Genomic DNA, 12,734 nt, shown 5'->3' with positions numbered 1-12,734 from the left:
GTTATGGTTTAAATCCCCTTTTTTAATTAGGGGTTTGGTGATTATTTATACATTAAAATTGCAAAGCTTCAAATACTAGCTCTTGCTGGTCATTCAAATAAATATGTACTGGCTGTTTGACCACATGAGGCGGAATATCATCAGCGACACAGTAAGTCCCTGCTATTGAAACCAATTCAGCTTCTAATGAATGGCAGAAAATACGTGCAGCCGTGTTCCCACCAGCTCCGGCAATGACTCTACCACGAGCACTACCATAAATATGTATATTTCCTGAAGCAATTACTTCTGAACCGCTATTAATCCCAGCATTAATAATGATATCGCCATGGTCTTGGACTAAACATTGACCTGTACGCAAGATTTCATTGTGATAAGACGTGGCATGACGAATAGTCGGTACTTCGACTGCAGCAATTTTATCTTCGGTTTTTTCTTCTGTAGGTGCGGGTTCTTCAACCACTTGTTCGCGTGTCGGTTTAACTTGTTGTAGTTTGCGATCCGCAGGAACCACGGGAAATTGGATAGCACGCGCTTGGTCAGATAGTGGACCTTCAGTGACACCAATTGGTTGGATTTCAATACTAATAAGCAGTTGAATCAGTGCAATTAGTTCTTGATCAACCGTACTCTCAATCACGGCTAATGTTCCGGGTGGAAAAGCCTTTTGGAACATTGGAGTAAGTTGCTGGCGGATCGCATCATGATCATTGGTATCGAGGTGAATGCGAATCGCATTGACCATTTTGCCTTTTATCCGTATATCAGCCATATTGAATCCTTGAGACTTCTAACTATTACTTTTGTGCCGAAGTAGTTATGTTGTAAATAGAGCAAATCCTAGAACAATTTGCATGAATACTCTAGCGGAGTTCGCAATTATTTTTGACTAAGTGTTTATTCTGTAGCTTGGTCCTGCTCCTGCATAATCTGCTGCCACTGTTTTACTTTCACTTGCTTACGAATAGCCTCTAGACTTTCAAAAACCGCAGAGCGAACCAACTCATCCAGCTGGGCATTATTTTCGACTTCAATACGGCTAACACGCTGTGAAATGTCTAAATATAGATTGGGTTTTTGAGCCGTCGATGTATTGGGATAAGCCAACGGGGAAATTAAACCTTGGGTAATATTTTCACCCAAACGTTGCCCGATACTTTGAATCTGCTGTTCAATGCGGCTGCCAACGATTGGCACTAAGCGCAATAGCTGCGTGAGTTCTGGAGTGTCTTCGATGGCCTGACTGACAATCTGTCCGACATTTTTGGCAATCAATTCACGTTCAGCACGGAGTTCTTTGCTTAAATTTTCTTGCAAAATTTCGGCTAAGACTTGGGTGAATAATTCGCGGTGATGCTGAACGACATTGCTAATCAAATCTTTATGTGTGGTACTGGAGTTTAACTCATGTCTAACTCCATCGAGTACGGTGAGTACCACTCGATCAGACAATTCTTCCATCACCACACGATAATAAAACAAAGCTTTCTTTTGCCATGCTGATGGCACGATCTGATAACCCATTTCATATAGTCGATATGCAATCACGCCCGCGCGAAATAAACGCAGGAAACGTAAATGCGGCACAATGGCTAAAATTTCGTACCAATGAATAAACGGGAAGAAGAACCAGCGCTGATGGTGCTTGTTGATGATGGCAATCGCCCAACGCACCAACAGTTCTACAATCAAAAAGATAATGAACCACGCTTCGGTGGTAATCACCCATGGATGTAAATGTTCACGGTAAAAACTCAGCACATCGGGCAGGTGGATACTGTTAAAGAACCAACTGCCTAGATTGCTCATGAGGAAAAAGTTCATGCATAGGCAGAACAAGTTAAAAACAATAATAAACACCATGAATATGTCATAAATCAAAAACAGTTTGAATGACCAACTGTTTGGATTGACATGATGATATTTAGATTTCTTGTTTTGCGGCATGCTGTTCTGCGACATAAAACTTCTTCTTAATTATTCAGTAACTGAGTATTTAGCTTTCATACGAGTAATGAGTTGGTCTTTCTCCGTCCACAGCTCATCTACCCAATGCTGAAATTTTTCACGGAATTCTGCATCATCTTCATAGTTGCCGCCATGCACCCACGTTGGAATTTCAATTTTACGTAAATCCACGGCGATACGCGGAACTTCACCGAGCCAAAATTCGCCATAACCTGGTGCACCATTTGGATAGACGATGGTCATATCCACGAGAGCATCAACTTGATCCCCTAAAATATTGAGTGCCAGTGCTAAACCACCCGCTTTCGGCTTAAGAAGGTTTTGATACGGTGATTGCTGCTGCGCATGTTTTTCAGGGGTAAAGCGAGTGCCTTCCAAATAGTTCAGCAGGGTAAAAGGCTGGCTCAATAACTGTTCACAAGATTTACGCGCTTCTTCCATATCTCGATATTTAAGTTCAGGATTTTTCGCGATTTGTTCTTTGCTGTGTCGTTTCATCATTGGAAAGCCTAAAATTTTAAAAGCTTGTCCAACAAATGGAATGAAAATGAGTTCCCATTTGGTAAAGAAACGCGTCAGTGGCATACGGGTTAAACCAAAATATTGGTTAACTGTTGTATCGACCCAACTCTGATGGTTACAGGTCATGAGATAGTGACCCTGCAAATTTAAGTCGAGGCCTTCATCGATGGTGATATCCCATTTTGTGTTGGGTAAAACGTGATCAATTAACCAGTTATTGACCGTGAGCCAACTGTTGGTAATTTTTATGTTGGTTTCATCAACCTTTTTTGATTTTTTAAAGAGTTTGGTTAGACCAAGGGCAAGTACAGGAGGACCATGGAAAAAAGTACTGCCTGTTATAACTGAACCAACGGTAAGTCCTTTGCTAATTTTTTTTAGTGTCGGTTGCTTATTTGTTTGAGATGACATATAAAAAGTCCTAGCGGAAATTGTCCAAATAATGATTGATTCTAATAAATATAGTTCGAGTTGATTAAATAAAAAAGGGCATCTGCAGAACTGTGAAGAAATTGTGATGGAATTAACAAATAAATCTCGTATTCATATTACAAATTGTAACTAAACGTTTTATTATTAACAAAAAATCAATGGTTCAGCCATTTGTTTTACTTCATCATTTCAACCATACAACAAAACACAAAGAAGGAGGCATGCAATGCGTGCACTAGTGATTTCGGCAGTAGTTGGGGCAATGGCACTTACTGGTTGTCAAAACATGGAATATGACAAAGCAGCAATCGGTACTGGTCTAGGTGCTCTTTTAGGCGCTGGTATTGCTTATTCTAATGCTGATAAAGACAAAATGGGTCAAGCAGCTGCAATTGGTGCTGTAGTTGGTGGTGGTGCTGGTCTTCTTCTTGATAAGAAAGAAAAACGTCTTAAACAAGAATTGGCTGGTACTGGTGTTGACGTAGGTCGTAATCCAGATGGTTCTATCAACCTTGTTATGCCATCAGTAACTTTCGCAACTAACTCTTCAACTATTCAATCTCAGTTCCAATCTGCATTGAATGACGTTGCTAAAGTATTGCGTGAAGACGGTACTGCAAACAAACTTGCAATCGTTGTACACGGTCACACAGACAACACTGGTACTGATGCGATTAACAACCCACTTTCTCAGAACCGTGCAAACTCAGTGAAAAACTACCTAGCGTCTCAAGGTATTTCTTCAACTCGTATTACTGCACGTGGTTACGGTTCAACTTCTCCAGTAGCGGATAACTCAACTGCTGCAGGTCGTGAACAAAACCGTCGCGTAGAAATCTCAGTTTACGAAACTAAATAAGTTTTAGTTTGAAACGAAAGGCCACCCTCGGGTGGCTTTTTTTATGGCATTTTTAATGACCGATAAAATACATTTTGCATTAGGCAAGATCGTTTCAGATGACTATAATCATCCTCGAATTAATAAGAGGAAAGACTATGTCACTGGCAAGTCAGTTGAACGACAAGCAACTTGAAGCAATGAAATACACTCAAGGACCCTTGTTAGTACTTGCAGGGGCAGGTTCAGGCAAAACATCGGTGATTACCCGTAAAATTGCCTATTTGGTGAAGCATTGTGGTATTCCTGCGCACCGTATCACCGCGATGACCTTTACCAATAAGGCCGCGCGAGAAATGAAAGAGCGTGTGACAAAGCTGATGAGCCGTGAAGAGGCAAAAGGGCTGTCGGTTTCTACCTTCCATAACTTCGGGCTAAACATGCTTCGTTTGGAATTAAAAAATACACCGCTAAAAAATAACTTTTCAATTTTAGATGCAGATGACTGCAAACGCATTTTGATGGATTTAATGCATCGTGACAATTTGTCGGGTGCAGAAAGTAAAGAGCTGATTGCCAAAGCCATGAAAATGATTTCAGATTGGAAAAATGATCTGATACCACCTGAGCAAGCGCACACCACCTGTGAAACAGCAGAAGATGTTCAGTTTGCACATCTGTATCAACTGTATGAGCGTAATTTACGTGCCTACAATGCTGTGGATTTTGATGATTTGATTGTCATGCCGACGCGCTTATTACAAGAAAATGCAGAAGTGCGTGATCGTTGGCAGAATCGAATCCGCTATTTATTGGTCGACGAATATCAAGATACCAACACCGCGCAATATATTTTGGTGAAATTACTCGTGGGTGTCATGGGACAGTTCACCGCGGTAGGTGATGATGACCAATCGATTTATGCATGGCGTGGTGCTAAGCCTGAGAATATGGCTTTATTGAAGGAAGATTTCCGTAATCTGAAAGTGATTAAGCTTGAGCAAAACTATCGCTCGACCAGTCGTATTTTAAAAGCTGCCAATACAGTTATTGGCAATAACCCACATATTTTCGATAAAAAGCTTTGGTCAGATAAAGGCCATGGTGAAGTGATCCGCGTGATTACTTGTCGTAATGACGATGATGAATCAGAACGCGTCGTAAAAGACTTGATTACGCACAAACTGATGAACGGTAAAAATTGGAAAGACTACGCCATTTTATACCGTGGTAATTTCCAAGCGCGTGCTCTAGAGACACAGCTACGCCAAATGCAGATCCCGTATAAATTATCGGGTGGTCAGTCTTTCTTCGCTCGTGCTGAAATTAAGGACTTGATGAGCTACTTACGTTTGATCATCAACCCTGAAGATGACAGTGCATTTTTACGAATTATTAATACGCCAAAACGTGCGATTGGTCCTGTGACTTTGGAAAAGCTTGGCTTATTTGCGCAGGAAAGTAATTTATCCTTACTCAGTGCAGCAGGTGACCAGCGCTTAAGCATGGCGATTCCGAAAAAAGCCACAACCCAATTGGCCGAATTTGCGGACTTTATTTCGACCTTTACTCGTGAATTATTAGAAGATGATGAACCTGTTCCGATCATTCGTCGCATGATGATTGAAGCAGGTTATATCGACTATGTTAAAGAGTCTGCTGCTACACCTGCGCAGGAAAAAATCAAGCTGGATAATATTGAAGTGCTATATAGCAGTATTCAAAGTTTGATTAACCGTGCAGAAGATGTCGATGAAAAGAACATTGAAAGTGTGATTCGTAAGATGGTGCTGCTCGATATGTTAGAACAGCAACAAGAAGAAGAAGACACCGACAAAGTCAATTTGTTAACACTCCACGCGTCGAAAGGTCTGGAATTTCCATTCGTTTACTTGATTGGTCTGGAAGAAGAAATTCTACCGCATAAAAACTCCATTGCTGCCGACACGGTTGAGGAAGAACGTCGACTGATGTATGTGGGGATTACTCGTGCACGTCAAGGTTTAACCATGACTCTTGCAGAGCAGCGTAAAGCCGGTGGTCAAATGCGACAAATGACACCAAGCCGTTTCTTGGACGAACTGCCACAAGATGAATTGGAGTGGTTAGGGCGCAAGAAAAAGCTGGCAGGGGATATCGATCCTAAACAGCAAGCACAGCATTATTTAGAAAATTTACGCGCGCTGATTAAGCGTTAAAGCTTAATGCGTAGAATATTTTATTTATTTTTTGAAATTCGTTTTATTGAAACAGGAATGAACCATGAAAGTTCAAGTTAAAGTTCTCGACACACGTTTAGGTACGGAATGGCCAATGCCAACTTATGCCACAGCAGGTTCGGCAGGTCTTGATCTCCGTGCATGTGTAGAAGAAACCACCGTAATTGAACCGGGTCAAACTGTTCTGGTAAAAACAGGCCTATCGATTTATATCGAAGACACTAACTTTGCAGGTTTAATTCTGCCACGTTCAGGCTTAGGTCATAAACACGGAATCGTGTTGGGTAACTTGGTCGGTTTGATTGATTCAGACTACCAAGGTGAATTGATGGTATCTGTTTGGAACCGTAGCCAAACGGCATTTAGCCTAGAGCCGGGTGAGCGTTTAGCACAATATGTTTTAGTGCCAGTTGTACAAGCTCAGTTTGATATTGTGGATGAGTTTGAAGCCACTGAACGAGGAGCAGGCGGTTTTGGTCATACAGGTAAAAACTAATCAGCGCAAGACTTTTGCTCCAGTGTGTTGACAAGTAAATGCCTAAAATCAAGTAGCGAATAAAAACCATCCTCGTGATGGTTTTTATTTATATCATTTTATTTAAATTTTAATTTATTCAAATTCAAATCTATATTTAGAGTATTTTGGATCTTATCAAGATTTTTAATTCTGATGAGTTTACTTGGTTTATATTTTAGGGGTGAGGGTAAAGAATAATTAGAATTTTGTGTATTGGTTTAAATTTGATCGATTTACTATATTTATACACATTTGAATAAATAATCAAAAATATTTGAAAAGTAAAATATTTAAGACTAAATGATAAATTGATATTTTTATTAATGTAAGGTATTGATTTAATTTTAAAAATAAATTAGTGGATAAATGTGAGTGTAATTTTTAGATCAGTATTTAAATATTATTAATTGATTGTTAACTAAATTTGTTATAAAAAAAAGCTACATTTTTTTCAGAATTTTATCCTTTAATTAAAAGCTTAAATTCTCATTAGAGTTTTAGATTTTTTAATTAATAAAGATGTAATTAGAAGAACATAGTATGGGTTCACTGTTTAATCACTTTCCGCAACATATTTTTCGTGCATATGACATTCGCGGGAAAATATCGCTCTTAAATGCTGATTTAGTTCAGTCAATTGCTTGTGGCTTAGTCAAACAATATTTAGATGTAGGGCAAAAGAGACTTGCTATTGGCTATGATGCGCGTTTAACCAGTCCAACCTATGCAAAAATAATTCAAAAAGTCTGCCATGAGGCTGGCCTTGAAGCGGAAATTATTGGCTGCTGCTCAAGCCCGATGTTGTATTTTATTGCGGGACAATTTCAAGGCAATGGCATTATGGTGACGGCGAGCCATAATCCTAAATCAGATAATGGTATCAAATGGATTATCAAAGGTGAGCCACCTTGTCCGGAGATGATTCAACATGTTGCCGTTGAAGCACGAAATTGTTTCTCATCGGAACGTGTGCACTTGATGACTGAACTTGAGCCACACGAAATCAAACCTGAATATTGTTTGGCTTATCAGAAATTTATTTTAGATGACATTCATTTACAGCAACCGCTTAAAGTTGTGATCGATGGCATGCATGGTTCAGCTGGGCATTGTGCAGCATTATTATTAAATAAATTAGGCTGTGAAGTTTTGGCATTACGTTGCCAAGCTGATGGACATTTCCCTGATCATGCTCCAGATCCATCACAGCTCAAACATTTAACTCACCTTCGCCAAGCTATAAAGCAACAACAAGCCGATATTGGCATTGCTTTAGATGGTGATGGTGATCGTTTAGTGCTGATTGATGAATCTGGCAAAGTCGTTTCTGCAGATCGATTATTGTGTTTATTTGCTGAAATTTGTTTGACTCAAACACCACATGCAGAAGTGGTATTTGATGTGAAATGTTCAACAATGATTCGAGATACCGTGTGCGATTTAGATGCGCAGCCTGTCATGATTCGAACGGGCAGTAGTTTCTTGCGAAAATATATTTCCCAATCTAAAGGCAAAGCGGTTTTTGGCGGAGAGTACGCAGGGCATTATGTTTTTAATGACGGCCGTGGCGGCGGTTATGACGATGGTCTATATGCTGCCTTAAGGGTATTAGAATATATTCAAGCTCAGGGACTGACATTGTCAGAAGCTTTGGCGAAATATCCGGAGCGCTTTAGTACCGAAGATTTATATGTCAGTACGCATCAGCATGATCCAGCGGAAGTTTTAAAGCAGGTTGAAGCCAATTCTACGCGAATTCTGGCACAAATCAGTAAAATTGATGGAATACGCCTTGATTTTGATGATGGATTTGGCATCATTCGAGCATCGAATACAGGTGAGTATTTCACTTTACGCTTTGATGCCAACTCATCAGCACGCTTAAAAGAAATACGAGATCTGTTTGTTTCCATGTTAGTTGAGCACTATCCAGACATTGCTCATGACATTCCAGATGCTCAATAAGGAGAGGCAAATGCCACATCAACATACTGGCATCGACAAAGCACAAATCCTGACGGAAGCTTTGCCGTATATTCAACGTTTTGCGGGTAAGACGCTGGTAGTGAAGTATGGTGGTAATGCCATGACCGATCCTGAGCTTGAGAGCTCATTTGCACGTGATATCGTGCTGCTGAAAACGGTTGGTTTAAATCCGATTGTGGTTCATGGCGGTGGTCCACAAGTGGATTCATTCCTCAAACAATTAGGCCGTGAGTCTGATCGTATCGACGGTATGCGCGTGACTGATCCTGCAACGATGGAAGTTGTCGAGATGGTCTTGGGCGGCAGCGTGAACAAATCGATTGTGAACTTAATCAATAAACACGGTGGCCGTGCGATTGGTTTAACCGGTAAAGATGGTAATTTGATCCGTGCGCAAAAATTATTGATGGAAAAAACTGCCGAAGATGGTTCAGTAAAACAGATTGATTTAGGTCTAGTTGGCGAAGTGGTTGGTGTGAAAACTGACGTACTTGAAATGTTTACCCAAAGCGATTTTATTCCTGTGATTGCACCATTAGGTGTAGACGAAGACGGCAATACCTATAACATCAATGCTGACTTGGTTGCAGGTAAAGTGGCGGAAGCATTGGGTGCGGAAAAGCTAATTCTATTGACCAATATCACGGGTGTTTTAGACGAAAATAAAAATCTGCTGACTGGGTTAACCACCCAAGAAGTTGATCGTTTGATTGAAACTGGCGTGATTTACGGCGGCATGATTCCGAAAGTTGGCTGTGCATTAGATGCAGTCAAAGGTGGCGTAATCAGCGCACATATTGTTGATGGTCGTGTACCTCATGCAACATTACTTGAAATCTTTACGGATCATGGTGTGGGTACATTAATCACCAATCGAACCAATGTGAAAAAAGCTTAAGATATTTAGCATTTTTTGATATAAAAAAGCCTCTTTTGAGGCTTTTTTATTATTTATCAGTTGGCTAAGTAACTTTTGAAAAGATCAAATAATGTATTTGCCCTGTTGGATTATAAAAACTCCTACAATGGCGCCGATTTTAGATTTACAACAACTAAAACTGTCATGCACAATAGAGAAATCATAGATTTACTGCTGAAATGATCAATATGTGCCAGCTGCTCGGAATGAATTGTGCGACTCCCACCGATATTACTTTTTCGTTTCGGGGATTTTCGCAGCGAGCAGGAATTACCTCAGATCATTGTGATGGCTTTGGTATCGCTTTTTTTGAAGATAAAGCATGTCGTTTATTTGTCGACAATCAATCTGCTGTAGAGTCTCCGATTGCTGAGCTGATCCGAAACTACCCGATTAAATCTCGCAATGTGATTGCACACATTCGTAAAGCGACACAAGGCAAAATTAATCTTGAAAACTCACATCCATTTAGTCGTGAATTGTGGGGCAGACAGTGGATTTTTGCGCATAATGGCGACCTGCATGGCTTTCAGCCTGAACTCACAGGGCGCTTCAGCCCCGTCGGCAATACCGACAGTGAATTGGCCTTTTGCTATTTGCTTGAGCAAATGGTGAAACGTTTTGGTTATACCGAACCAACACTCGATCAGGTGTTTGACCTGTTATTAGGAATCTCTCCGAAAATTGCGGAACATGGCACCTTTAATTTTTGTTTGTCGAATGGGCAGGCGCTATTTAGTTATGCGATTACCAAGCTGCATTGGCTGGTTCGAGAGTTTCCATTTCAGCCTGCACAGTTGATTGATATTGATGTTGAAGTCGATTTTAGTGAAGTCACTACGCCTGAAGACCGTGTTGCCGTGATTACCACTGAACCCTTAACGCAAAATGAAGTTTGGACAGCATTTGAGCCGGGTGAAATGATTTTATTTCAACATGGTCGTCCAATACGTGCTGCAAAGACGGTTGTTGAACGTTTAGAACGTGAGCGGCTGGACCCATCTTTAAAACGTGTCACACGTGCAGATCAGTATTAATTTTGAATGAAAGATATTCATTATAAAAATGAATATCTTACACTTTATTGAATTAAGGGTGTTTTCTAAGATATTGAATTGATTAAAAAATATCTTAGCTTTATACTCGGGATTAAATAAATTAACATAATAAAAACAATTGATTACAATATAAATGGCAGTATTTCAATTAAAACCAACCTTTTTACTTCATTTTTATTTAAGTTCTTTAATTATATGATGAAATTTACGTGATAAGTCCTTCATATTTATAGGTGGTCGTAATGAAAATGAAATGGGTTCCAGAATACAATACTGGTATCGATGTGATTGACGATCAACACAAACGGATTCTTGACTACATCAATGAAATTGATGGCATTGACGCAAATACAGATCGTGATCGTGTAAAACAAATTCTGGAAAACATTATTGATTACACGCAATCACATTTTACCTTCGAAGAATCTTTACAAGAAGAAGCGGGTTATAAATATCGTGTGCCACATAAACGCGTACATGATTTATTTATTAAAAAAATTGAATCTTACCGTGACCGTTTTGAAATGGGGCATGCGATTGAAAATGAATTACATGAAGTGCTTTCAAAATGGCTGATTAACCATATTCAGCACGATGATGCTGATTATGTCGGTGCGGTTAAAGAAAATATGATGGGTATCATCAAAGAAAAAGAAAAGAAAAAAGGCAAAAATTGGTTTGCACGTTTCTTTTCATAACCTCAAAAAATGAAATAAAAACAATTAAAATCTAATAATATTATTTGCGCAGCAAATCACCTTTAAGGTGATTTGCTTTTTGTTTTTGATTTTCAAGGCACAGCAAGGCAAAATAGCGCTAGAATTTTCAAAGGAATTTGTCATGCAGGACAATGCGATGTCGAAATGGTTATCGCCACTGATGGCGTTCTGTTTATCTTTTATCATTATTGCAACTTTAGCACCGGTAACAGGTATTCAAATTGAACGTCAGCTAGATTTCTGGCTGTTGTGGCTAGGTACAATGCTTATTTTAGCTTTACCGCTATGTTATTTGGAAATTGCTTTAGCAAAACGTTCAAAAATTACAGCAGTTCAAGCACTGTCTTCGCTAACACGTGATGCGGATGCTTCACCCAAATGGCGTGTAGTCGGTTGGCTTGCCGTAGTATTTATTCCATTTTTAGCAGGTGCCATGCTTTCAGCCGCGTCGCAATATGTGGCAATTTTTACAGCTAATGGCTTTGCCTATAGCATTATTTTGGCTGTCCTTGCGGTCATTGCATTTGCATTGTCGTTTGTACCACGCCAATTTTTAGTGATTTTGACCGCTATTGGTGTGATTGCTGCAGTAGTCTTAGCGAATGTTATGGGAACTGCCTTACCAGAGTGGAAAATGACTGCGCTCGAATTTAGTGAGTGGGGCAATGCAACAGTCTTGGCGCTCGTAGCAAGTGGTTTGGGGATGGGCTTGTACTGGCAGTCAAGTTTACCAGCCGTGAAGCAACAAGAGATTGCAAGCAAAACGGTATTTCCAATTTGGATCGCTCAACTTTTGGCAGTGATTGCTTTTGCCTTTTTCGCAGCAAAAGCACAAGTATCTGCTTTAGCACTGGTTGTGGGTTTAGTCGCAGCTTCAGCATTGCTGATTCAAATGGCACGTGAACAATTACAACAACGCCAATTGGCCGTAGTGGTGCAATGGGCGATTTTATTGGTTGCGGTTTTTGTATGGGCACTGAGCACTGTTGTTCCAGTATTTAATATTGCCTTGTTGATTTGGGGCTTAATTATTTGTCTGATTTATGCGATTTTCGCAGGTTGGATTATGAAGATTAGTCATCTACGTAAGTCAATGAACTTCAGTCATGAAACCTTTTATAATATTTGGCGTATTGCCGTACGTATCGTAGTGCCCTTGTCAATAATATTGGCATTGGTGGCTGTGATTGGGCAGTTATTCTAATGACAGCTCAGTTACAAGTATGGGTCGCTTATGCGAGCGTGGAACAGCAGATATTAATTCCGCTGAGCTTTAATCCCGGTATGACGGTTGAAGATGCTATTGTGCAAAGTGGCATTCGAAAACAAGTGGATTTACCCGAAGAATTAACACTAGGAATCTTCGGGGCGCGTGTAAGCGATTCATCTCAGTTACTTGAAGCAGGTGATCGTGTCGAAATCTATCGTGCATTAACCATTAATCCGAAAGATATTCGTCGTAATCGCGCCAAGAAAAATCCCGTTGGCCGTTATTGTCGAGGCAATCGTTTCAAACAATTGTACTTATAAAAAAAACCCCTAAATTTAGGGGTTTA

The 12,734-nt window shown here is 40.0% G+C and carries 12 protein-coding genes; 9 read left to right on the top strand and 3 right to left on the bottom strand.

The genetic code is table 11. The features are described from left to right. Nucleotides 1–52 precede the first annotated feature (52 nt). The 3 genes from minC to MST18_RS12125 form a co-directional block, all read right to left on the bottom strand. Entirely contained in the window at nt 53–772 is a 720-nt protein-coding gene (gene minC, locus MST18_RS12135; protein ID WP_111885272.1) for a septum site-determining protein MinC, read from the bottom strand. 125 nt (nt 773–897) lie between these two features. Beyond that, on the bottom strand, nt 898–1,962 hold the full coding sequence (locus MST18_RS12130; RefSeq protein WP_373684465.1) for a preprotein translocase subunit SecA: 1,065 nt from the start codon (nt 1,960–1,962) through the stop codon (nt 898–900). Between the two features lie 15 nt (nt 1,963–1,977). After that, nucleotides 1,978–2,901 carry an acyltransferase gene (locus MST18_RS12125; protein ID WP_180133703.1) on the bottom strand — a complete coding sequence of 308 codons (924 nt, stop codon included), beginning with the start codon at nt 2,899–2,901 and terminating at the stop codon, nt 1,978–1,980. Between the two features lie 247 nt (nt 2,902–3,148). On the opposite strand from MST18_RS12125, the gene MST18_RS12120 reads away from it, so the two are divergent. The 9 genes from MST18_RS12120 (at nt 3,149) to MST18_RS12080 (ending at nt 12,708) form a co-directional block, all read left to right on the top strand. Next, on the top strand, nt 3,149–3,781 hold the full coding sequence (locus tag MST18_RS12120) for an OmpA family protein (protein WP_078193108.1): 633 nt from the start codon (nt 3,149–3,151) through the stop codon (nt 3,779–3,781). Between the two features lie 137 nt (nt 3,782–3,918). Next, nucleotides 3,919–5,958 (top strand): UvrD-helicase domain-containing protein, encoded by a 2,040-nt coding sequence (locus MST18_RS12115; protein WP_180133704.1) that lies wholly within the window; start codon nt 3,919–3,921, stop codon nt 5,956–5,958. 64 nt (nt 5,959–6,022) lie between these two features. Next, nucleotides 6,023–6,475 carry a dUTP diphosphatase gene (gene dut, locus MST18_RS12110; RefSeq protein ID WP_111885270.1) on the top strand — a complete coding sequence of 151 codons (453 nt, stop codon included), beginning with the start codon at nt 6,023–6,025 and terminating at the stop codon, nt 6,473–6,475. A 561-nt stretch (nt 6,476–7,036) separates the two neighbouring features. Further along, entirely contained in the window at nt 7,037–8,461 is a 1,425-nt protein-coding gene (locus MST18_RS12105) for a phosphomannomutase/phosphoglucomutase (protein WP_180133705.1), read from the top strand. A gap of 10 nt (nt 8,462–8,471) precedes the next feature. Then, nucleotides 8,472–9,380 (top strand): acetylglutamate kinase, encoded by a 909-nt coding sequence (gene argB / locus MST18_RS12100; protein WP_078190033.1) that lies wholly within the window; start codon nt 8,472–8,474, stop codon nt 9,378–9,380. 209 nt (nt 9,381–9,589) lie between these two features. After that, nucleotides 9,590–10,438 (top strand): class II glutamine amidotransferase, encoded by an 849-nt coding sequence (locus MST18_RS12095; protein WP_180133706.1) that lies wholly within the window; start codon nt 9,590–9,592, stop codon nt 10,436–10,438. 263 nt (nt 10,439–10,701) lie between these two features. Then, complete coding sequence (locus MST18_RS12090) at nt 10,702–11,157, top strand: bacteriohemerythrin (RefSeq protein WP_078190032.1); 456 nt, start codon at nt 10,702–10,704, stop codon at nt 11,155–11,157. 142 nt (nt 11,158–11,299) lie between these two features. Continuing rightward, the gene (locus MST18_RS12085; protein ID WP_180133707.1) at nt 11,300–12,382 is read left to right on the top strand and encodes a hypothetical protein; all 1,083 of its coding nucleotides are present in this window, start codon (nt 11,300–11,302) and stop codon (nt 12,380–12,382) included. Further along, nucleotides 12,382–12,708 (top strand): RnfH family protein, encoded by a 327-nt coding sequence (locus MST18_RS12080; protein ID WP_111885267.1) that lies wholly within the window; start codon nt 12,382–12,384, stop codon nt 12,706–12,708. Before MST18_RS12085 ends, MST18_RS12080 begins: the two co-directional genes overlap by 1 nt. Nucleotides 12,709–12,734 lie beyond the last annotated feature (26 nt).

Source organism: Acinetobacter sp. YH12068_T, assembly GCF_024606005.1.
GTDB classification, from domain to species: Bacteria; Pseudomonadota; Gammaproteobacteria; order Pseudomonadales; family Moraxellaceae; genus Acinetobacter; species Acinetobacter amyesii.
The sequence above is the reverse complement of the archived record's forward strand: the minus strand, read 5'-3'. Positions and strand labels throughout refer to the sequence as shown.